The sequence below is a fragment of the Microbacterium capsulatum genome (assembly GCF_030865425.1).
Classification (GTDB): domain Bacteria; phylum Actinomycetota; class Actinomycetes; order Actinomycetales; family Microbacteriaceae; genus Microbacterium; species Microbacterium capsulatum.
In genome coordinates this window covers 75,299-97,422 of sequence record NZ_JAVFCB010000012.1, presented here as the reverse complement: position 1 = coordinate 97,422, position 22,124 = coordinate 75,299, and the positions used below count along the sequence as shown (strand labels likewise).

The 22,124-nt window shown below is 70.9% G+C and carries 18 protein-coding genes and 1 tRNA gene; 11 read left to right on the top strand and 8 right to left on the bottom strand.

From position 1 onward, the window contains the following. Together RBR11_RS17055 and RBR11_RS17050 are read left to right on the top strand one after the other, a co-directional pair. The coding region (locus tag RBR11_RS17055; RefSeq protein ID WP_308490578.1) for a bifunctional aldolase/short-chain dehydrogenase at positions 1–1,800 on the top strand (1,800 nt) is incomplete at its 5' end. A gap of 199 nt (positions 1,801–1,999) precedes the next feature. Next, positions 2,000–3,988, top strand: coding sequence for a DUF2264 domain-containing protein (locus RBR11_RS17050; RefSeq protein ID WP_308490577.1), 1,989 nt, complete (start codon positions 2,000–2,002; stop codon positions 3,986–3,988). Between the two features lie 693 nt (positions 3,989–4,681). Here the strand turns inward: RBR11_RS17050 and RBR11_RS17045 are convergent. Genes RBR11_RS17045 through RBR11_RS17035 form a run of 3 tightly spaced genes read right to left on the bottom strand, consistent with a single transcriptional unit; the run spans position 4,682 to position 7,694 of the window. Continuing rightward, a complete protein-coding gene (locus RBR11_RS17045) occupies positions 4,682–5,557 on the bottom strand; it encodes a VOC family protein (RefSeq protein WP_308490576.1) in 876 nt (291 codons plus the stop codon). Between the two features lie 55 nt (positions 5,558–5,612). After that, positions 5,613–6,851, bottom strand: a complete 1,239-nt coding sequence (locus tag RBR11_RS17040) for an alpha/beta fold hydrolase (protein ID WP_308490575.1) — start codon at positions 6,849–6,851, stop codon at positions 5,613–5,615. Positions 6,852–6,899: 48 nt separating this feature from the next. After that, positions 6,900–7,694 carry a FadR/GntR family transcriptional regulator gene (locus RBR11_RS17035; RefSeq protein WP_308490574.1) on the bottom strand — a complete coding sequence of 265 codons (795 nt, stop codon included), beginning with the start codon at positions 7,692–7,694 and terminating at the stop codon, positions 6,900–6,902. A 141-nt stretch (positions 7,695–7,835) separates the two neighbouring features. On the opposite strand from RBR11_RS17035, the gene RBR11_RS17030 reads away from it, so the two are divergent. The 5 genes from RBR11_RS17030 (at position 7,836) to RBR11_RS17010 (ending at position 11,792) form a co-directional block, all read left to right on the top strand. Beyond that, complete coding sequence (locus RBR11_RS17030) at positions 7,836–9,302, top strand: GntP family permease (RefSeq protein ID WP_308490573.1); 1,467 nt, start codon at positions 7,836–7,838, stop codon at positions 9,300–9,302. A gap of 16 nt (positions 9,303–9,318) precedes the next feature. Further along, positions 9,319–9,849, top strand: coding sequence for a gluconokinase (locus tag RBR11_RS17025; protein WP_308490572.1), 531 nt, complete (start codon positions 9,319–9,321; stop codon positions 9,847–9,849). Positions 9,850–10,029: 180 nt separating this feature from the next. Continuing rightward, positions 10,030–10,806, top strand: a complete 777-nt coding sequence (locus RBR11_RS17020; RefSeq protein ID WP_308490571.1) for a GntR family transcriptional regulator — start codon at positions 10,030–10,032, stop codon at positions 10,804–10,806. Between the two features lie 178 nt (positions 10,807–10,984). Then, entirely contained in the window at positions 10,985–11,626 is a 642-nt protein-coding gene (locus tag RBR11_RS17015) for an asparagine synthase (protein ID WP_308490570.1), read from the top strand. Positions 11,627–11,719: 93 nt separating this feature from the next. After that, positions 11,720–11,792 (top strand) — tRNA-Arg (locus RBR11_RS17010). 457 nt (positions 11,793–12,249) lie between these two features. Here the strand turns inward: RBR11_RS17010 and RBR11_RS17005 are convergent. Together RBR11_RS17005 and RBR11_RS17000 are read right to left on the bottom strand one after the other, a co-directional pair. Next, positions 12,250–12,381, bottom strand: coding sequence for a hypothetical protein (locus tag RBR11_RS17005; RefSeq protein WP_308490569.1), 132 nt, complete (start codon positions 12,379–12,381; stop codon positions 12,250–12,252). A 570-nt stretch (positions 12,382–12,951) separates the two neighbouring features. Beyond that, positions 12,952–13,836 carry a LysR family transcriptional regulator gene (locus tag RBR11_RS17000; RefSeq protein ID WP_308490568.1) on the bottom strand — a complete coding sequence of 295 codons (885 nt, stop codon included), beginning with the start codon at positions 13,834–13,836 and terminating at the stop codon, positions 12,952–12,954. A 102-nt stretch (positions 13,837–13,938) separates the two neighbouring features. Between RBR11_RS17000 and RBR11_RS16995 the strand changes: the two genes are divergently transcribed. The 3 genes from RBR11_RS16995 to RBR11_RS16985 all read left to right on the top strand — a co-directional run bounded on the left by RBR11_RS16995 (position 13,939) and on the right by RBR11_RS16985 (position 17,252). After that, entirely contained in the window at positions 13,939–15,231 is a 1,293-nt protein-coding gene (locus RBR11_RS16995) for an MFS transporter (RefSeq protein ID WP_308490567.1), read from the top strand. A gap of 166 nt (positions 15,232–15,397) precedes the next feature. After that, positions 15,398–16,666: an ammonium transporter gene (locus RBR11_RS16990; protein WP_308490566.1), complete on the top strand. Its 1,269-nt coding sequence runs from the start codon at positions 15,398–15,400 to the stop codon at positions 16,664–16,666. A 4-nt stretch (positions 16,667–16,670) separates the two neighbouring features. Then, entirely contained in the window at positions 16,671–17,252 is a 582-nt protein-coding gene (locus RBR11_RS16985; RefSeq protein WP_308490565.1) for a hypothetical protein, read from the top strand. Between the two features lie 21 nt (positions 17,253–17,273). On the opposite strand, the gene RBR11_RS16980 is transcribed toward RBR11_RS16985, so the two are convergent. Genes RBR11_RS16980 through RBR11_RS16970 form a run of 3 tightly spaced genes read right to left on the bottom strand, consistent with a single transcriptional unit; the run spans position 17,274 to position 19,929 of the window. Next, a complete protein-coding gene (locus RBR11_RS16980) occupies positions 17,274–18,482 on the bottom strand; it encodes a cysteine desulfurase-like protein (protein ID WP_308490564.1) in 1,209 nt (402 codons plus the stop codon). 50 nt (positions 18,483–18,532) lie between these two features. After that, positions 18,533–19,561, bottom strand: a complete 1,029-nt coding sequence (locus RBR11_RS16975; protein WP_308490563.1) for a M17 family metallopeptidase — start codon at positions 19,559–19,561, stop codon at positions 18,533–18,535. 14 nt (positions 19,562–19,575) lie between these two features. Beyond that, positions 19,576–19,929, bottom strand: a complete 354-nt coding sequence (locus RBR11_RS16970) for a RidA family protein (protein WP_308490562.1) — start codon at positions 19,927–19,929, stop codon at positions 19,576–19,578. A 140-nt stretch (positions 19,930–20,069) separates the two neighbouring features. Here RBR11_RS16970 and RBR11_RS16965 point away from each other — a divergent pair, with 140 nt between their 5' ends. Next, entirely contained in the window at positions 20,070–22,124 is a 2,055-nt protein-coding gene (locus tag RBR11_RS16965) for a hydantoinase/oxoprolinase family protein (protein ID WP_308490561.1), read from the top strand.

Below are 22,124 nucleotides of genomic sequence, written 5' to 3'. Positions count from 1 at the left end.
TACCCGGGTCTCGACCGCGAGGACGAGATGGTCGCCGCGTTCGACTACTGCCTGCACGGCAAGGGCGGGGCCGCCCCGTCGATCGACACGGCGATGCACGGCCTCGTCGACGCCGCACACGTCGATCACCTGCACCCCGACAGTGGCATCGCGATCGCGACCGCCGCCGACGGCGAGGCGCTCACGGCCCGGATCTTCGGTGGCAAGGTCGTGTGGGTGCCGTGGCGGCGCCCGGGGTTCCAGCTGGGTCTCGACATCGCCGCGATCAAGGCGGAGAACCCCGACGCGGTGGGCTGCATCCTGGGCGGGCACGGGATCACCGCGTGGGGCGACACGTCCGAGGAGGCGGAGGCGAACTCGCTGTGGATCATCGAGACCGCCGCCGCCCACATCGCCGAGCACGGCAAGACGGACCCGTTCGGTGGCGTCCGCGCAGGGTTCGAGGCGCTCCCCGGGGCCGAGCGGCGGGAGCGCGCAGCCGCCCTCGCGGCCACGATCCGCGGGATCGCTTCGACCGAGAGGCCCATGGTCGGCCATTTCACCGACGCGGACGTCGTGCTCGACTTCCTCGCGTCGACGAAGGCGCCGGCGCTCGCCGCCCTGGGCACGTCCTGCCCCGACCATTTCCTGCGCACCAAAGTCAAGCCGCTGATCCTCGACCTGCCCGCGACCGCCACCGCCGAGGAGCAGATCGCGCGCCTGCACGAGCTGCACTCCTCGTATCGGACCGACTACCAGGCCTACTACGACGCGCACGCGACCGCCGACAGCCCCGCAATCCGCGGCGCCGACCCGCTCATCGTGCTCGTCCCCGGTGTCGGCATGTTCTCCTACGGTGCGAACAAGCAGACCGCGCGTGTCGCGGGCGAGTTCTACGTCAACGCGATCAACGTGATGCGCGGCGCCGAGGCCCTGTCGACCTACGCGCCGATCTCCGACGCCGAAAAGTTCCGCATCGAGTACTGGGCACTCGAGGAAGCCAAGCTGCAGCGGATGCCGCGGCCTGCGAGCCACCAGGGACGGATCGCGTTCGTCACGGGCGCCGCGAGCGGCATCGGCAAAGCCATCGCCACCCGGCTCGCCGCCGAAGGGGCGTGCGTCGTGGTCGCCGACCTGGACCTGGACAAGGCCCGCGCCGCGGCGGCGGAACTCGGCGGCACCGACGTCGCGATCGGCGTGGCCGCGAACGTCGCCGACGCCGCCCAGGTGCAGGCCGCGCTGAACGACGCCATGCTCGCGTTCGGCGGCGTCGACCTGATCGTCAACAACGCCGGCCTGTCACTGTCCAAACCGCTCCTGGAGACCACGGAGAAGGACTGGGACCTGCAGCACGACGTGATGGCGAAGGGATCCTTCCTCGTATCCAAGGCCGCAGCACGCATCCTCATCGACCAGAAGCTCGGCGGAGACATCATCTACATCTCCTCCAAGAACAGCGTCTTCGCCGGCCCCAACAACATCGCCTACTCCGCCACCAAGGCCGACCAGGCCCACCAGGTGCGCCTGCTCGCCGTCGAACTCGGCGAACACGGCGTGCGCGTGAACGGCATCAACCCCGACGGCGTCGTGCGCGGATCCGGGATCTTCGCCTCCGGTTGGGGGGCCAACCGTGCCGCGACCTACGGCGTCGCCGAGGAAGACCTCGGCCAGTACTACGCGAACCGCACCCTCCTCAAACGCGAGGTCGTCCCGGAGAACGTCGCCGATGCGGTCTACGTGCTCACCGGCCCCGAACTCAGCCGCACCACGGGCCTGCACATCCCCGTCGACTCCGGCGTCGCCGCCGCGTTCGTGCGCTGACGATCCACCGCACGACGACCAACGCCGATGCCCCGCGGTCTCCGCGGGGCATCGGCATTCGTCGCGCCCTGGCGAGCAGAGAGCGAGCGGGCCGCAGATCGGTCCGCGATCCCTTCTCCCGCATGCGGGAAAGCGTATACCCTGGCTCTGTGCGACCGCCCGGAGAGGCGAGCCGCCGACTCGCCGCAGAGGAGATCCCGTGACCGTGTTCGACCCCGCCCGCCTCCTCCTGCCGCCTGAGGACAGGGTGCGCTCACCGCACACGGGCTGGACGCGCGAGCATTGGGCCGCCGTCGCCGACCACCTGCTGCTGTCGCTGAAACCCTTCTTCACGCCCACGCGGAGCCAGGTGCGGCTGCCCGGCACCGTGAGCAGCAGCGGCGCCTCCAGCGACGGGCTGGAGGCGTTCGCGCGCTCCTTCCTGCTGTACGCGTTCCGCACCGGGGGCGAGCACGGGACGGATCCGCTCGGCTTCACCGACTGGTACCGCGACGGCCTGGTCGCGGGCACGGATCCGGCGAACCCGGAGCGCTGGCTGCGGCCCGACGAGCAGCCGCAGGTGCAGGTCGAGGCCGCTTCGATCGCGCTCGGGCTGCAGCTCACCCGGCCCTGGCTCTGGGACACGCTCGACGCCGCCGCGCAGCAGCGGATCGTGGACTGGCTCGCGCTGAGCCCGCCGAGCCGCTACCCGGACAACAACTGGCTGTGGTTCCGGATCACGGTGGAGACCTTCCTCGCCTCGGTCGGTGGTCCGCACGACCCCGCACGGGTCGCCGCCGATCTCGCCCGGATCGAGGACTACTACCAGACCGACGGCTGGTACGCCGACGGCGCGTTCCGCAACTACGACTACTACTGCGGCTGGGCGATGCACCTCTACCCGCTGCTCTGGGCCGGATCGGAGGGCGCCGAGACGTTCGGATCCGGCGCGCTCGCGCCCGTGTTCCGCGGCCGGCTCGCCGACTTCCTCGACGACTACGCCGCCCTCGTCGGTGCGGACGGCCTGCCCGTGCTGCAGGGCCGCAGCCTCATCTACCGGTTCGCGACCGCCGCGCCGTTCTGGATGGGCGCGATGACCGGCGCCTCCCGGCTCTCGCCCGGGACGCTGCGCCGGGCGGCGTCCGGATCCCTCCGCGCGTTCCTCGACCGAGGTGCGATCGACGCCCGCGGGCTGCTCTCGGTCGGCCTGTACGGCGAGTGGCCGGCGATGGCGCAGACGTACTCCGGCGCGGGATCCCCGTACTGGGCGTCGAAGGGCTTTCTCGGCTTGCTGCTTCCCGCCGATCACGAGGCGTGGACGGCCGTGGAGGAGCCGCTGCCGGTCGAGCGCGGCGACGTGCGCCGGGTGATCAGGCCCGCGGGCTGGCTGGTCAGCGGCACCGCCTCGGACGGCATCGTGCGGGTGTTCAACCACGGAGCGGACCACGCCGTCGAGGGCGACCGCACGGGCGACTCGACCCTGTACGCCCGGTTCGGCTACTCGTCGGCGACACTGCCGCCGGCGACGGGGGCCACGATCGACGACCCGGCCGACAACATGGTCGGCGCGCTCGACGCGCAGGGGAGGTCGACGCACCGCACCGGATTCGCGCGCGGCGCGATCGGCGACGACGGCACCGCGGCGTTCGCGACCTCGACCGCCGACGCGCACTGGGTCGACTCGAGTATCGGCGGCCCCGCCTACGATCACGGATCCGGTCGGGAGGGTCTCGTGACGGACGGCCCGCGCCTCGCGACGGCCTCGGTCGTCCGCGGCGCGTGGGAGGTGCGCGCCACGCTGCGGCTCCCGCGCGAAGGCGTGTCGGAGGATCCGGTCCGGCTGCGGGTGAGCGGCTGGCCGCTGACCGGGGCCGAGGCTGCGGCGGCCGATCTCGCGGGGGGCGGCGTCGTGGGGGGCGGCGTCGTGCTGGACCTCGACGGCCTCCGCTCCGAGCTGCGGGCGCTGTCGGGGGCGGCGGCGGCCTCGGCGCACACGGAGTCGGGCACGTCGCCGATCGGCGAGACGACGTCGATCCCTCGGCTCGAGTTCGACGCGGTGGCGGTGGGAGATGTCGTCATCGCCGCGGTCCGGCTCGGCCGGGGGAGCGAGCCGGCCCCGTCGGCGGTCGCGCTTCCGACGGGCGACGGCACCGTCGTGCTCGAGACGACGTGGCCCGACGGCGCCGTGAGCACGGTGCGGCTCGGCTGAGGCGGGCGGCGCGAGCGCCATGCGGCTCGGCCGAGCGCGGGATGGCTCGGCTGATCGCGGCGTGGCTCGGCCGAGAGCGGCGTGGCTCGGCCGAGCACGGGCGGTGCGCGAGCGTCATGCGGCTCGGCAGATCCCGGGCGGTCCGCCGTCAGAGATGGAAAACGTCGCTCGCGGTCCAGCCGGGGCGGCGGAATCCATCCCCATCGCCCCGGGTCATCACTCGAAGATGGAAAACGCTGCTTCCCGGGTGTCCGCGGAAGCGAATTCCATCTCTCCAGCGCCCGGGTCATCACCCAAAGATGGAAAACGTCGCTTCCCGGGTGGCCGCAGCCACGAAATCCATCTCCCCAGAGCTGGGTGATCGCTCGAAGATGGAAACGTCGCTTCGCGCCGCCTCGGGGTGCCATAGCCATCTCCCCATCGCCCAGGGCCCTCGCCCAAAGATGGAAACGGTGCTCCCGATCCAGCCGGGGCGACGAAATCCATCTCCCCACGGCCTGGGCGACTGCTCGAAGATGGAAAGCGCTGCTTCCGACGGATCCGGAAACGCGAAATCCATCTCCTCCGTTGGACGCGATCAGGATCCGGCTGCCCGGCGGCCCGTCCGCTCAGCTCGCGCCGCCGCTCAGCCCGCGCGTCCGCTCAGCCCGCGCCGCCGCTCGGCCCGCGCCGCCGCTCAGCCCGCGCCGCCGCTCAGCCCGCCGCGGTGAGCCGGATCGCGTTCGCCCAGGGATCCTCGAACGCGAGCGTGCGGCCGTCGTCGCGGACGCCGACCCCGAAGTGCGCCATCCGCTCGGCGACCGATCCGAGGTCGTCCGACGAGGGCAGCACGATGTCCACCCGCCCGAGCCCCAGTGCCGGGCTGCGGCGGCCGGCGCCCGCGCTGTTCCAGGTGTTCATCGCCATGTGGTGGTGGTAGCCGCCGGCGCTCACGAACAGGGCGGATCCGCCGAGCTCGGCCGTGGTCTCGAAGCCGAGCCGGCGCACGTAGAACTCCCGGGCCGACTCCACATCGCCGACGGAGAGGTGCACGTGGCCGACGACCGCGCCGCCGATCACCGGCTCCGCCGTCGCGGACTCGGTGAGGTGCTCGCGGAGGAACGCGTTCGGGTCGAGGAACAGCGTGTCCATCTCGATCCGGCCGTGCGTCCAGCTCCACTCGGTGCGGTTGCGGTCCCAGTACAGCTCGACGCCGTTGCCCTCGGGGTCGGTGAAGTAGAACGCCTGGCTGACCAGGTGGTCCGCGCTGCCCGTGAACGTCCCCGGCGCATGCTGGGCGACGGAGTACAGCGCGGCCGCGAGCGCCGTCTGCGTCTCGAACAGGATCGCCGTATGGAAGAGTCCTGCCGATCGGGGCGCGGCGTGCCGCAGCTCAGGGCTGTGCTGCAGGATCACGACCGGCGTCGTGCCGCGGCCGAGCGTCACGCGGTCGCCCTCGGCGGACAGCACCCGCAGCGTCACCGCGTCGCGGTAGTACGCGGTCATCGCGTCGAGGTCGGCGACGAACAGCGTCACCGCACCCATCGCGGTGTCGGCGGCGAGGACGTCAGGGCTGGCGGCGGTCACCATCTATGCAACCGAATGGATCCGGGATCCATTCCCCGACGCCCGTGCGCAGAGGCGATCACACCCGCAGCGCGGACTCCCAGCGGGCGCCCGTGGCGAGCAGGCGGGGCAGCCCGGCGATGAGCCCGCGGCGGGGCAGGCGGTTCATGATCGACGTCTCGTCGGGCAGGCGCCGCTGCTCGCCGCGCGAGAGCCGCTCGAGCGCGTGCAGCAGCGCGAGCGGGTGCGACTCGAGGGCGCTGTGCCCGTTCTCGATCTCGACGAGCACCGAGTCAGACACGGTCGCGGCGGCGTCGCGGGCGACGGCGGCCGGGGTGCGCAGGTCCCGGGATCCGGTGAGGAACACGGTCGGCCAGGCGAACCCGGCCGTGGCGGCGGGCAGGTCGAACGGCTCTCCGGCGAAGCGCGGGTAGCGGTCGGCGATGTCGACGTAGGTGAGCGTCGGGTCGAGCGGCGAGCCGTCCGGGTCCGGGCCGAAGCCGAGCTCGCGGAACGCGATCGCACCGACGAGATCGAACTCGAAGAACCCGGGCACGTTCAGGTCCGAGTCGGCACGGCTGGCGAACGCCTCGAGCGCCGACCAGGTCGGGCTGTGCACACCGTGCAGGCGGTGCTCCAGCAGCGGGCCGAGGAGCTTCTCCCCGCCGAACTCGTACGCCGTGCGGAGAACGCCGAGCAGGGTGCGCGGATCGGATCCGTCGTGCAGCAGGGCGCGCACGGAGGCCGCGATCCGGCTGTCCGCGTCGACGAACAGCCGGCGGATGAGCGCGCGCTCGGCGCTGCGGTCGGCGACCGACTGCAGGGTCGAGTCGAGCAGCATCCCGGCCACCCGCTCGGGGTGTCGGGCGCCGAACGCCGCCGCGACGTAGCTGCCGTACGAGGAGCCGGAGATGTAGGCGCGGGAGACGCCCGCGTGGTCGAGCACGGCCGCGAGATCGTCGACCACGTCGGTCAGCCGCATCGCCGAGAGCGGCAGGCTGCGGCCGGCCAGATCGGCGCGGGACAGCCCGACGCCGCGGTGCTCCATCATGATGACGTCGAGCCCGCGCGAGGCGGCGGTGCGCCGCAGTCCACGGTAGGGGAGCACGGATCCCAGGCCAGGCCCGCCCGGGATGATCACGATCGGGATCCGTGCTCGCCGCCCGCTGCGCACGTAGGCGAGATCGAAGGCGGGCGAGGTGGCGGTCGCGTGTCGTCGTACGCGTCGTACACCCCTGACGGGCACGGCGAGCAGTCGGGGCAGCGCGCTCGGTGCGCGGGTCCCCCGTCCTGCCTTCGGTGCTGCCGTCGTCGTCATGCCTCGATTATGCGGGGCGGTCGGTTGGCGGAAGCTGGCCGCTGTCTATCAGGCGGATAAGGGATCGGCGGCTTCCGGGGCCGCGGATTCCGGCGCCGTGGATCCCGGCGCTTCGAGGGGCTCGGGGGCCGGCTCGGTCATCGCGGCGACTGCGTCGTCGGCCTCCTCGACGATCGCGGCCATCGCGGCCGCGGCCGCCTCGGGGTCGCGGGCGGTGATCGCCGCCGCGACCTCCTGGTGCAACCGCAGCGCCGTCTCGTCGGCGTGCTGGGGCATCAGGGCGTGCGAGGTGCGTCCGTGCAGCAGCGCGGTGACGACGTCGGCGAGACCGGCGAGGTACGGGTTCCCCGAGCCGCGCAGCACTGCGGTGTGGAAGGCGATGTCGTGGGCGAGGTAGGCGGGTTCGTCGGCGCGCGAGCCGTGCTCCACCATGCCCAGCACCGCCTTCACCAGGTCGGTGCGGTCCTCGGGGCCGGCGTTGGCCGCGGCGAGGCGGGCGGCCAGGGGCTCGACGGCGGAACGCAGCTGCGACAGCTCGTGCAGCACGCGGAGCCGGTCGGATCCGTCCAGGCGCCAGCGGATCAGCTCGGGCGCGTACGGGCTCCATCGGTCGTCGGGAAGGATCTCCACGCCGGCGCGGCGGCGCACGTCGACCATGCCCATGGTCTCCAGCACGCGCACGACCTCGCGCATCGCGGAGCGGGACGCGCCGAGCTCGGTCGCGACGTCGGCGGTCAGCAGCCGTGCGCCCGCGGGCAGCTCGCCCTCCACGATCCGCATGCCGATCGTGTCGAGCAGGCGCCGGTGCTGCGCGGAGGATCCCTCGCGGGTGCCGTCGTCCATGCCCCCATTATGACGATTGCCGGGCAACACCCACGAGCAACGCCAGAAAACCAGGCATAAATTAGATCGGCTCTTGATTAAGTCCTACTTATCCTCTAGCCTGAGGCGAAATCATCCGCCAGACCAAGGAAGCTCATGGCCATGTCAACGCCTCTTCTCGCGTCCGCCACCGCGCTGCCCGCGACCCTCACCCACGCGGCCGCGGCTGTTCCGCCCACGACCACCGCTCCGGAATGGCTGCTGATCGTCGCAGCCCTGCTCGGCATCGCGGTCATCGTCGTCCTGATCACCGCAGTCAAGCTGCATCCGTTCCTCTCCCTCGTCATCGGCAGCCTCGTCACCGGCCTCGTCGCCGGGATGTCGGCCACGCAGACGGTCACGAGCTTCACGAACGGGTTCGGAGCGACCGCGGGAGGTGTGGGCGTGCTGATCGCCCTCGGCTCGATCTACGGCAAGCTGCTCGCCGACTCCGGCGGCGCCGACCGGATCGTCGACACGCTCGTCTCCCGGGCGAGTGCTGCGGCCCTGCCCTGGGTGATGGGCCTCGTCGGTGCGCTGATCGGCCTGCCGATGTTCTTCGAGGTCGGCCTGGTGCTGCTCGTCCCGGTCATCATCCTCGTGGCCCGCCGCTCCGGCGTATCGCTGATGAAGATCGCGATCCCGACCCTCGCCGGCCTCTCCGCGATGCACGGCCTCGTGCCGCCGCACCCGGGCCCGCTCGCGGCGATCAGCCTCATCGGCGCGAACCTCGGCGTCACCCTCGCGTTCGGCGTGCTCGTCGCGATCCCGACCGTGATCGTGTCGGGTCCGCTGTTCGGCAAGCTCGTCGCCCGCTGGGTCGACGTGCCCGTGCCGGCGCTGTTCCAGACGGCGGAGGACACCGCCGCTCCCGGCGAGACCGCCGCGATCCAGGCACGCAAGCGCCCGTCGTTCGGTGCGACCCTGTTCAGCATCCTGCTCCCGGTCGTGCTCATGCTCCTCGCCGCGATCCTCGACGTGGCCGCGCCGACCGACGCCTCGGCGGCCAAGGCGGTCATCGACTTCCTCGGCAAGCCCGTGATCGCACTGCTCATCGCCGTGATCGTCGGCATGGTCGTGCTCGGCCGCGGCGGCGCGATGAGCTCGAAGCAGATCGGCGCATCCGTCTCGTCCTCCCTCCCCGCGATCGCCGGGATCCTGCTCATCGTCGGCGCGGGCGGCGGGTTCAAGCAGGTGCTCGTCGACTCCACGATCGGCACCGTGATCGCGCACGCGATCTCGCACATCGGCGGGGCGCTCACGATCGTGCTGTTCTTCGCCTGGCTCATCGCGGTGCTGATCCGCGTGGCCACCGGATCCGCGACGGTCGCGACCATCACGGCCGCCGGGATCCTGCAGCCGCTCGTGCACGACCTCGGCCTGTCGACCGGCGCCTCCGCGCTGCTCGTGCTGGCGATCGGCGCCGGCTCGCTGTTCCTCTCGCACGTGAACGATGCAGGGTTCTGGCTGATCAAGGAGTACTTCGGCCTGAGCATCTCGCAGACGCTGAAGTCGTGGACGGTCATGGAGTGCCTCATCTCCGTCGTCGGCCTCGGCGGAGTCCTCGTGATCAGCCCGTTCGTGGGCTGACCGGACGGAGCCGACGATGACGACGCAGAAGATCCCGACGGTCCTCGTGGTGATGGGCGTGTCCGGATCCGGGAAGAGCACCCTCGCGGGCGTGCTCGCCGGCCGCCTCGACTGGGCACTGCAGGAGGGCGACGACCTTCACCCGGCCGCCAACGTGGCCAAGATGGAGGCGGGGATCCCGCTCACCGACGAGGACCGGCGGCCGTGGCTGGAGCTGATCCGGGAGTGGATCGTCGCGCGGCAGGACGCGGGCGAGTCGGGGATCGTCACCTGCTCGGCCCTGCGCCGCAGCTATCGCGACGTCCTGGTTCGGCCGGGTGTCGAGTTCGTGCACCTGGACGGCACCCGCGCCGAGTTCGCGGAGCGGCTCGGGCGCCGGCTCGGGCATTTCATGCCGGCGTCCCTGCTGGACTCGCAGCTGGAGACGCTCGAGCCCCTCGACGCCGACGAGCAGGGCTTCGTCGTGGACGCCAATCTGCCCGTGGGCGACGCCGCGGAGCGGGTGCTCGACTGGCTCCGGACGCACCAGGCGGCCGACCCCGTCTGACCCCGGTACGACTCGCCCCACCGCGGATCCGGTTCCGCGGTGGGCGTTCGCGTGTGAGCAGGGATTCTCTTAATAGATGGACTCAGTCCGACAAGATCCGGAACGCCGTCTCGGTGCCACAATGGCCAAATGGGCAACGCGGGGGACCCGAGGGGGGTCGAGCTCGAATCGGGACGGGTCGTGAGACAACTGCGCGACTCGATCCTGTCGGGGCAGCGCAGGCCGGGGGATCGGCTGATCGAACGCGAGATCGCGGACGAGCTCGAGGTGAGCCGGTTGCCCGTGCGGGAGGCCATCCGGCAGCTGACGAACGAGGGTCTGCTCGTCTCCCGTCCTCGCTCCTGGGCAGTGGTGCGCCAGTTCACCGAACAGGACGTGCAGGACATCGCCGAGGTGCGCGACGTCATGGAGGTGCTCGTGTTCGAGCTCGCCGCGCGGCGCTGCACCGACGAGGGGCTCGCCCGCGTCAAGGCGGTGCTCGACCGCGAGTTCGAGGCCGCCAGGACCGGGGCCGTCGCCGAGGCGCACGAGGCGGGGGCGGAGTTCCACCTGCTCATGGCGGAGCTCGCGGGCAACGCGACCGTGAACGAGATCCTGCGGATGCTGAAGGCGCGTCTGCTCTGGCTCTTCAAGGACCATGACGACCTGCTCGCGATGGCGGAGGAGCATGCCCGCATCTACGAGTCGCTCGCGCACCGCGATCTGCCGACGCTGCGGCTGAGGGTGCAGCGGCATCTGCGGGCGGGCGCGACGAACGCGGTGCAGAAGCTCGCCGACGACACGGCCGAGACGGCCCGGATCCGTGCGGAGGCTGCGGCGGCGGCGGAGGCTGCGGCCGCGCTCGCGACCGTCGGCGAGCTGATGGCCGAGGATGCGGGACCGTCCGAGGCGGTCGAGGTGCCCCGCGCCGTGGAACCCGCGCGGCGGATCGAGACGTCTCGCGTCGCCCGGAAGTGAAGCGGATCGCGGCTCGGGCGGCGCGATCCGGGTGATCGACCCGGTGCCCACAGGTCGACGTCCATGGGCCGGCGCACGGAACGGCCGCCGGAGGGGCGGGCGACGGTGCTTCTCACCGCCGCCACCCCATGCTCCGGAGGCGTGGAACCGGTACGCTCGTCACGGAGGGGAGGTCGGAGTGGGAAAGACCGCGGACGTCATCGCAGAAGGCGTTGCCATCGCCACTTCAGCGGCCCGCCTGGTGGTGAAGAACCACATTCTCGTGGGCACGATCGCGCAGGGCGGATCCTTCGACGTCGCGAAGTACTCGAACGACGCGCGCGAGGCGCTGCTCCTCCTCGCCGCCGAGTCCGAGGAGGAGGCCGAGCGCACCGTCTCGCTGAGGAAGAGGGCGCACGGACGCCACTCGGATCCGCACGGCACGCACGACTACCGCGAGCGCGACGTGCGCAATCTGAAGCGTCGCGCCAAGCAGGGCGTGGCCGTCGCGGACCGGCTGCGCGAGATGGCCGACGATCCCGAGACGCTGCGGTTCCTCGTCGAGGCCGCCCGGGCAGCGGCCTGGGGCGACGTCGCGAGCAACCTGCAGGGCCGGCTCCGCGTCGAGGCCATGCGGCCGGACGAGGATCCGGACTACGAGACCATGCGCGCCGCGCGCATGCAGGCGCTCCGCCTCGTCGATCTGCAGGAGCTCGCCTCCGAGCAGCGCGCCCGCCGCAAGCGCCAGGAGAAGGCCGACAAGGCACAGGAGAAGGCCGATCGGGCTGCCGCGAAAGAGGCGGTTCGCGAGGAGAAGCGCGCCGCCCGAAACGTGGGCTGACGGCCTCGGATCCGCTCGATTCGCGTTGCGCACCGAGTCTGGGGTATTGTTGACGAGGCCCGCGAGAGCGGGCGGTCTTGTGAAAGACCGGATGCGCCTGTAGCTCAATGGATAGAGCATCTGACTACGGATCAGAAGGTTGGGGGTTCGAGTCCCTCCAGGCGCGCACTGTGTTGAGACAGTAGACGAAGGCCCTGACGCGAGTCGGGGCCTTCGTCGTTCCCGGGCAGCTGGAGCACGCACTCGAGCTGGTCGGGGCTTCACTCGTGTTTGCGAAAAGTGGGCGTGCCCCAACGTGCCTTCAGAGGTCGGGATTCAACCTGATCGCGCGGGGTTGCGTGTCAGCGTAGCCCGCTTGTTCGGCTCCATCACGAACCCATTCATCAGGGCTGCGGATGGACTCCGTGGCGCAATGTGTATGTGGCGATGAACGTCACCTGTGCAGGCGGGCGTCAGCGCATTTGGCGGCAGTGGATTGTCGCAATCGGCTCGCGGTACGGCGAGTGCAGGGGAGATCGGAGCCTGTGTTGAAGCGGGTGTCGCGAGTGGTTGATCACACCCGATTGGTGCTGGATATGATCCTGGTACAGAGTTTGGCTGCGCGATCATGGTCCGAAATGGAGTCAGTCGGTAATGATGCCTGAAGTTGTAGATTCACCGATGATGCTCTTCCTGGCATCGTTGACGATCTGTTGCGGATTCCTCCTCTTGGTCAATAGGGAGGCAATTGCCGCACGAAATGCTGCGTCGATCAAGTCCCTATCTTTCCTTTACGGCAGGAGGGCTACGGGGCGGGCGGCGGATGCCGCTACGCCGCGTCGGATGATATTCCTCTCGGTCACATCCGTCTCCATGGGCACGGTGGCAATAACTGTCATCTTCTTCAGGATGAGTGTTCCGGCTAGTGCGTTCTCCGTGTGGTCAACGGCCGTGTTGGGTATCCTTCAGTTGCTCAGCGCAGGCCTTCTGTTCCTTCGCGAAATCTCTCGCCGTCGGAAGGGAGCACGAGTGGCCCGCTATGCGTCGAGCCTGGGTGTCAGTGCATTGATTGCGGCCATTTCCGGGGCGGCCACCCTGGCATCACTAGCCGTTCTCCTTGCGGCAAAAGCCGGTTGAGGCTCGGCGTGCGGGGTGTTCCGCTTCTCGGGTACAGGCGTTCCCGATCGAACAGACCGCACCGCGGTGGTGCGCAGATCGAAGCTGGAAATCAGTGCCTCGAAGAGATGCTCACCGTTGAGGAATAGCTCCTTGCCCTTTCTGGGGCACCACAGATCGGGTGTCACCTATCCGTGCAGCAGTCCCGTGGGCCGACTCAGGCCTCGTCGCTACTCGCCCTTCGGCCGCGTGCCGGGGAGCTGGCGGGCCTCGGCGGTGTGGGAGTCGATGATCGCGGTGCTCAGCGCCTCGATCGGGGCGCGCGGCGCGGCGGGGTCGTCGATGAGGGCGAAGTCGAGCGTGCCGAGCCGGGGCAGACCGAGCGCCGCATCCGCGCGGACCAGATCCGGGGGCATCATCCCGCCGGGGAAGACGGCGACGCCCAGGCCCGCGCGGACGCCGGCGAGGATCCCGGTGATGTCACGGACCGTGCAGGTCGCCTTCCAGCGGCGCCCGGCGGATTCGAGCGCGGCGACCGCGGCGGCGCGGGAGTGACTCGGCCGCGGGTAGGTGACCAGCGGGACCACATCGCCCGGATCGAGTCGCAGCGTGGGGTGCGCGGCCCAGATCAGCTGCTCGCGCCGGACCACCCGGCCCTCGGCGATCCCCGGCTCCTGCCGCACGTAGACGAGGTCGAGCGCGCCGGCCTGCAGGCGCCGGGCCACCGCCGCGGACTGGCCGACCGTGATCTCGACGTCGACGCGCGGGTTCTTCCGGCGGAAGTCGCGGAGGATCCCCGGCAGGTGGGTGAGTGCGAGATCGTCGGCCGTGCCGAAGCGGATCCGGGCGCGCTCGGCCGGGCCGGAGAAGTACGCCTGGGCCTCGTCGAGCACGGCAAGGGCGCGGCGTGCGAACGCGAGCATCGCCTCGCCGGCATCGGTGAGGCCGACGCTATGGGTGTCCCTGGCGATGAGCGAGCGGCCGGTCTGCTCCTCGAGCCGGCGGACCCGCTGGCTGACCGTCGGCTGGCTGATTCCGAGCTGGCGCCCGGCCTCCGAGAAGCTGTGGTTCTCCGTCACGGCGACGAAGCAGCGCAGCAGATCCGGCTCGTACACGCCCGCTCCTCCCTGCCCGGATCCTGCTCATTCACAGATCCAATAACTGTTATGCCGATCATTATTGTGAATGATCGCGTGATCCTCCGTACCGTTGAAGTCATGTCTTCTGTGTCGGGGGTGGTTCATCCGATCACCGAGCCGCTGCCGGTGCTCGAGGCCCGACCGACCTTCCGTGCCACGTTCGCCGCCCTGCGTGTGGCGAACTTCCGGCTCTACTTCGCCGGCCTCGCCGCGACCTCCGCGTCCGGGTGGCTGGCGCGGCTCGCCACCGACTCGCTGATGATCGAGCTCACCGGAGACGTCGGCCTCGTGTCCCTCGTGGTGGCGTTCCAGCTCGTTCCCTCCCTCGTTCTGGCTCCCTGGGGCGGCGTGCTCAGCGACCGCTTCGCGCCCCGGCAGATGGTCGTGCTGACCCAGCTGCTCGTGATCCTGTCCGCGCTCTGCCTCGGCGTGCCGGCCATCCTCGGCACGGCGGGCGTGCCGCTGATCGTCGCGTCCTCGCTCGTGCTCGGCGTCTCGGCGGCGTTCGAGGCACCGGCCCGCGCCGTCCTGCTGGTGCAGGTCGTCGGAACCCGTGCACTGCCGAACGCGATGAGCCTGAACGCGGCGGTCCAGCAGCTGGCCGGGATCCTCGGTGCTCTGCTCACGGCCGGCCTGGTCGCGATCATCGGACCGGGATGGGCTCTCGTCGCAGCTCCCCTCGGACCCCTCGCGGGCATCGTGATGCTGCTCGGGATCCGGCGCTCCGCGCTGCACCCGGCGATCAAGGTCGCAGCCCGGCGCGGGCAGATCCTCGAGGCGGTCCGGTACGTGCGCCGCAAGCCCGAGATCCGCACCGCACTGCTGCTGATCACGTTCCTGGCGTTCTTCGCGCTGACCGCGTCGATCCTGATGGCGTGGTCCGCGAAGGAGCGCTACGGCCTCGGCACGGTGGGTTACACCCTGTTCCAGACCGCGTCGGCGGTCGGCGCCCTGCTGGGCAGCCTGCTCGCCGCGCGGCGGCGCGAGCTTCGGCTGCGCGACACCGCACTGCTGCTCGCCGGCTCAGGGCTGGTCTGGGCGTGCTCCGGGCTCGCGCCGGTCGCCGCGCTCTTCGTCGTGGGGCTGGTCGCGGCGATGCTGATGCGGACCGCGTTCATGGTCGGCAACGACTCGCTCACCCAGCTCTCCACGAACGGCGCGATCCGCGGGCGCGTGGTGTCGCTGTACGTCATGTGCATGACCGGGGCGCAGGCGGCCGGCGCGCTCGCCACGGGGTGGTCCGTGCACGCGCTCGGCGGCGAGCTCACGTTCCTGCTCGCGGGCGGCGTGCCCGCGCTCGTCGCGCTCGTCGTCGTGGTCGTCCTCACGGTGCGCGGCCGTTCGCGCCGCCCCGTCGCCGTCAGGGCCTGACCGGCAGGCGATCCCGGGCATCCGGCCCGCCGTAACAACCTGTTCACGGCGGCGGCCACTCACGAAACCGATCCGAAACACAGTGCGTCGGAAGGCGCAACGTGCGGGTGACAGGCTGACGCCAACCGACGCGGAATGCGCGTCCTCACCCGAAGGAACGGTTGACATGGATCAAGGAAACACGGCCTTCGTGCTGATCTCGGCGGCGCTCGTGCTGCTGATGACGCCCGGTCTGGCCTTCTTCTACGGCGGCCTCGTGAAGGCCAAGAGCGTGATCAGCATGATGATGATGAGCTTCGGCGCGATCGGCCTGATCGGCGTGCTGTGGGTCGTCTACGGGTACGCGATCGCGTTCCCCAGCGGCAAGGGCCTGATCGCACCCTGGACCATCGACGGCTCGGCGATCGGCCTGAACAGCCTGCTCGAGGTGCCCAAGGGCGCCGCCTACCCGCCGCTCGCGTTCGTCGCGTTCCAGGCGACGTTCGCGATCATCACCGTCGCGCTCGTCTCCGGCTCGATCGCCGACCGGGCCAAGTTCGGCTCCTGGATGGTGTTCGCCGGCATCTGGGCGACCGTCGTCTACTTCCCCGTCGCGAGCTGGGTCTTCAACTTCGGTCTCAACAAGGACGGGAGCTACGCCTACGGCGGCTGGGTCACGAAGGGACTGCACGACCTGCTCGGCGTCGGCGCGATCGACTTCGCGGGCGGCACCGCGGTGCACATCAACGCCGGTGCGGCGGGGCTCGCCCTCGCTCTGGTGCTCGGCCGTCGCATCGGCTTCCAGAAGGGCGCCGACGTGCCGCACAACCCGCCGTTCGTGCTGCTGGGCGCCGGCCTGCTGTGGTTCGGCTGGTTCGGCTTCAACGCCGGCTCCGAGCTCGGCGCCGACGGCACCGCCTCGATCGCGTTCGTGAACACCCTCGCCGCCCCGGCGGCGGCCCTGCTCAGCTGGCTGGTGATGGAGAAGATCCGCAACGGCAAGCCCACCTCGGTCGGCGCCGCATCCGGCGCCGTGGCGGGCCTCGTCGCGATCACTCCCGCGTGCGCCGCGCTGACTCCGATCTGGGCGGTCGTGCTCGGCCTCCTGGCCGGCGCGGTCTGCCAGCTCGCGATCGACCTGAAGTTCAAGCTCGGCTTCGACGACTCGCTCGACGTGGTGGGCATCCACCTGATCGGCGGCATCCTCGGGACGCTGTACCTGGGCATCTTCGCCAACGGCACCGGCCTGATCTTCAGCGGCAGCCTCGCCCAGCTCGCGGCGCAGGCGATCGCGGCCGGCTCGGTGCTGGTGTACTCCTTCACCCTCGCCCTCGTCATCGGCTGGGTCGTCGACAAGGCGCTCGGGTTCCGCATCAAGGACCAGGACGAGATCGCCGGGATCGACGCGGTCGTGCACGGCGAGGAGGGCTATGTCCTCATCGGCGCCCGGGTCTGATCCGATGCGGTCACTGCCCCTCGCGCCGGCGCCGGCCGCATCGCGGCTGTCGCATCTGCGCCACCTCCCGCGACGTTCCCTCGTCGCGGGAGGCGGGCAGGTGCGCGAGATCTGCGGCTCGGAGGGGACAGACGGCCGGGGCGCGTGGGTGCTCCAGCTGGTCGAGTTCCGCGGACCGGTCGGGACCATGAGCCTCGGCCCCCACGCGGTGCACATGATCGCCGGGATCGGCGGCCCGCAGGTGGAGATCGGATCCGCTCCGCCGGTGGGACTGCGCAAGGAGCGGGTCCTGCATCGGACCGGGGCGCACCTCGAGTTCCGGCGCCCGACGCTGCGTGCGGAGCTCAGCCGGATCCTGGTGCTCTCCCGCGTCCGCGCAGCCGCGACGCCGATCCTCGCGTTCGCGGACCTGGACGGCAGGGGATCGCTTCCGGAGGATGTGCAGGCGGTGGTGGTCCGATCCGGCAGTGTGAGCGCAGACGGCCTCACCGCCCATGCGATGGACGCCCTGATCCTGCCCCGATCCGGCGCGGAGCGATTGACGGTCGACTCGGTGGACGCGCGGGTGCTCCTCGTGGTCGGGTGAGCGGGATCCGCGTCGGTCGGTTCAGGGGCGCCGGGAGGCCAGGTCGCGGACGCCGCTGAGGAGACGATCGATGTCGTCGACGGTGGTGTAGAGGGAGATCCCGGCACGGATCCCGCCGTCGCCGAGGTCGGCCCACCGGGCGGCCTCGTACGCGTAGAAGGTCCCGCCGCCGACGATGATCTCCCGATCGCCCAGCACGCGGCACGCCTCGTCGACGGGAACACCGTCGATCGCGAACAGGACGGTCGGCGTCGCCGCCGGCGGCACGCCGATCCGCGTCACGCCGGGGATCGCGTCCAGCCCCGTGAGCAGGCGATCGCGCAGTGCGTCCTCGTGGTGCTGCATCGCCCGGTAGGACGCCTCGAGACGCTCGCGACGCGACCGGTCGGCGGGCACGAGGCCGGCGAGGAACTCGACCGTCGCCGTCACCCCCGCCAGCAGCTCGTAGGGGAGGGTGCCGAGCTCGAAGCGCTCCGGCACCTGCTCCGTGGACGGCCGCAGCTTCCGGGTGTGCAGACGCTGGAGCGTCTCCGGGCGGGACCCGAGGATCCCGAGGTGCGGCCCGCAGAACTTGTAGCTCGAGCACACCACGAAATCGGCACCCATCCGGTCCAGGTCGATGAGCTCGTGCGCGGCGTAGGCCACCGCGTCGACGTAGACCAGTGCACCGACCTCGTGCGCCATCCCGGCGATCGCGGCGATGTCGGGTGTGGTGCCCAGGAGGTTGGACGCGGCAGCGATCGCGACGAGTCTCGTCCGCGGCGTGATGGCACGGGCGGCGTCGTCGAGGGAGATCTCCCCGGTCGTCCGGTCGAAGTCGATCCACCGGACCTGCAGGCCCTTCGCCTCCGCGACCGCAAGCCACGGCGCGACGTTGGCGTCGTGGTCGAGCCGGCTGAGCGCGATCTCGTCGCCGGAGTCGAGGAGCTCGCCGATCGCGGCGGAGAAGTCGAATGTCAGCTGGGTGGCGCTGCGGCCGAACACCACCGCCTCGGGAGACACGTGGAGGAAGTCGCCCATGGCCGCCCGCGCCGCGTTCACGATCCGGTCCGCGCCGCGGGCGAAATGGGAGTTCCGTCCGCGCTGCGACACCGCGGCGACGAGCGCGTCGCGGATCGCCGCCGCCACGCACTCCGGGGTCTGCGTTCCTCCGGGCCCGTCGAAGAACGCGCTCCCCTCACGGAGGGAGGGGAACTGGGCGCGGATCCGCGACACGGGGAATGCGGGCATCTTCGGGTGCTCTCTGGATTCGGGGGCCGGCAGGGCCCGGTCGATGCGGCTCAGTCGAGCCCCGGCCACTCTGTCACGAGTTCGATGAGGGTGCGGACGCCGTAGCCGGTGGCCGTGGGTGCGCCGTCGCGCATCGTGACCGCCGGGCCGGCGAAGTCGACGTGGACGAAGGGCGTCTCGGGGGGCAGGAACGCCCCGAGGAGCAGGGCCGCGGTGATCGCCCGACCGGAGTCCGCCCGCGGATGGTTGCGATACGTCGCGCCGGGGGCGATCGACCGGATCTGCGACGCGTAGCGCTCGGCCCAGGGCAACGCCCACATCGGTTCCTCCGCGCGTGCGGCGGCGGCCAGCACGCGCCCGGCGAGCGCGTCATCGCGACCGATGAGCGCGGCGATCTCGGGCCCGAGGGCGATGACGGCCTGAAGGGTGAGGGTCGCCAGGCTGATCACCGCCCGGGGGCGGGACTCCTGAAGCAGCGCCAGCGCGTCCGCCAGGACCACCCTGCCCTCGAAGTCCGTGTCCACGATTTCGAGCCCGATGCCGTTGCGCATCCGGACGACGTCACCGGGACGGACCGCACCGGGGCCCGGCATGTTCTCGGCGAGGGGCAGCGCCGCGTACACCGGGGTGTCGCAGCCGAGCTCGGCCAGTGCGACGATCGCGCCGAGCACGGCCGCCGCTCCCGCGCAGTCGGTGTGCATGCCGTACATCGCCGCCGGGTCCTTCATCGACAGGCCGCCGCTGTCGAAGGTGATCCCCTTGCCCGCCAGCGCGATCGCCCCGCGCGGAGGCGCCTGAGGGTCGGTGGCCGCGCCGGCCCACCACAGCTCCACCAGTGCAGGGCGATGCGACGAACCGGCCCCGATCGCGACGATCCCGCCGAAGCCCTCGGCGGCGAGCCGATCTCCCGCGGTGATGCGGATGCCGAGCCCGAGCTCGGTCGCGAGACTGCGGGCGAGCTGCGCGAATCCGTCGGGGTCGAGCTGATTCGCGCGGGCGTCCGTCAACGCCACGGCGAGATCGACGCCGCGCTGCACGGCGCCCGCGCGGTCGTCCGCGATGCGGGGAGGGATCTCCACGGCGATCATCCGCGTCAGCTGCGCACAGCGGCGACGGCGACGATCTCGAAGCGGAAGTCCTGCACGAGGTCTCCGCCGTGGGTGAAACGCGGCGGCACCGGGGCGGGGATCAGCTCGCGGTAGACGGCGTCGAACTCCGCGAAGCGGTCCATGTCGCTCAGGATGCAGTGCACCTGCAGCAGGGCGGTCAGGTCGGATCCGTGCTCGCGGAGGGTCTTGTCGAGGTCGGCGATCGCGGCACGGACCTCGTCCGAGAACTCCTCCGGTCGCCGGCCGTCTTCGTCCAGGCCGATCTTGCCCGAGGTGAAGACGATTCCGTTCGCGACGCGGGCGGATCCGTAGGTGCCGAGGTTCGGTTCTGCAGTCATGGGTCTCACGGTAAGTCGGTTTCGACGACCTTCTTGTGCAGAGCGCATGACTGGGGGAGATGAGATTGTTCAAAATGCCCGAATCTGCGATCGAGGCCCTCCTAGGGTGCTTCTTACCCGAGTGCCAAAGGAGGCAGCGCGTGAGCAGTTACAGGGTGTCGATGGACATCGGCGGGACCTTCACCGACATCGTGACGTACGACGAGGAGACTGCGCGATACCGGGCGACGAAGGCGTCGACCACCCCCGGTGAACTGAGCCGAGGAGTTCTCGCGGGGATGGGATCGCTCGTCGGCGATCTGTCGGAGATCGACTTCATCGTGCACGGCACGACCCAGGGCCTGAACGCCTTCCTCGAACGACGGGGGGTCGACGTCCTGCTCCTCGCCACCGATGGCGTGCAGGACAGCTATCACATCGCGCGCGGGCCCCGTTACGAGCTGTACAACGCCCAGTACCGCAAGCCGCGGCCGCTGATCGAGCGCAAGGACGTGATCGGGATCCCCGGTCGTCTGCAGTACGACGGCAGCGAGCTGACCCCGCTCGACGAGGACGCGGTCCGCGCGGCCGGCCGGCGGGCACGGGAAGGCGGATACGGCGCGGTCGCCGTCGCCTTCCTGTTCAGCTACAAGAACCCGGCGCACGAACTGCGCGCACGCGAGATCCTGCGCGAGGTGCTCGGCGAGGACTTCACGGTGTCCCTGTCGCACGAATCCGCCAAGGAATGGCGAGAGTATGAGCGCACCTCCTCGGCGGTCGTCGAGGCGTACACGGGACCCGTCGTCCGCAACTACCTCGTCGATCTCGAGGAGCAGCTCGCCGGCCGCGGCGTCGACGTCCCCCTGCACATCATGCAGTCCTCCGGGGGAGTGCTCACGGCGCGCTCCGCGCGCGAGCGGCCGCTGCAGACCCTGCTCTCCGGCCCGGTCGGCGGCGCGATCGGCTGCGAGAAGCTGACCGAGACCCTCTCGACCCGCAACCTCATCGGGGTCGACATGGGCGGCACCTCGTTCGACGTCTCGCTCATCATCGACGGCGTGCCTGACGTCTCCACGGAGGCGACGCTCGAGGGGCAGCCGATGCTGATGAGCGTCGTGAACATCCACACCATCGGAGCCGGCGGCGGGTCCGTGGCCTGGATCGAAGCGGGCGGCCTGCGGGTGGGGCCCCGCTCGGCCGGGGCTGATCCCGGGCCCGCGTGCTACGGGCGCGGCGGTGTCGAGCCCACCGTCACGGACGCCAATCTCGTGCTGGGCCGGGTCGACGCCGACAACTTCGCCGGCGGGCAGATGGTCCTCGACCGGGCCGCGGCCGAAGCCGCGCTCGCGTCGGTCGGCGACCGTCTCGGCCTCGGGCTGATCGAGATCGCTGAGGGCATCTGCGCCGTGGCCAACTCGCAGATGGCGCAGGCCATCCGCACCATCACGATCTCCCGCGGCATCGAACCGCGCGACTTCGCCCTCGTCGCCTTCGGCGGCGCGGGCGCGATGCACGCCGTCTTCCTCGCCAAGGAGCTGGGCATCGCCGAGACCGTGGTGCCGCGCTTCCCCGGTGCGTTCTCCGCCTGGGGCATGCTGCAGAGCAACGTGCGCAAGGACTTCACGGAGCCCTACTTCTTCCTGGACGAGGATCTGGACCTCGCGGACATGAGCCGGACGCTGCGCGAGATGGAGCAGGGCGCGGTCGACTCGCTCGAGCAGGAGGGCATCCCGGCGGATCGCCGCGTTGCCGAGCATTCCGTCGACGTGCGCTACCAGTCGCAGGAGTTCTTCCTCACGGTCCCGCTGGCCTCCGCCGCCGAGCCGCTCGAGCCCGGTTTCCTGGACGCGCTCGCCCGCCGCTTCGCCACCCAGTACGAGGAGCGCTACGGACACGCGAACTACGGCGCTCAGATCGAAGTGGTGACGCTGCGCACACGAGTGACGGGGGAGCTCGACAGCACCGACGCGGCCCGGATCGCCGTCGCCCGGTCGAGCGACTTCCCCTCCGAGATCCGCCCTGTCGTCTTCGACGGGGTGCCGCAGGACGCCCTCATCGTCGAGCGCGAGGAGCTGGCGGCCGGACACACGTTCCCTGGCCCCGCGATCGTGCTCGAGGCGACCGCCACCACGGTCGTCCCGCCCGGCTTCACGGTGACGGTCGATCCGCACGGCGCGCTCATCATCCGCAACCTCGAGATCGAAGGGGCCGCCTGA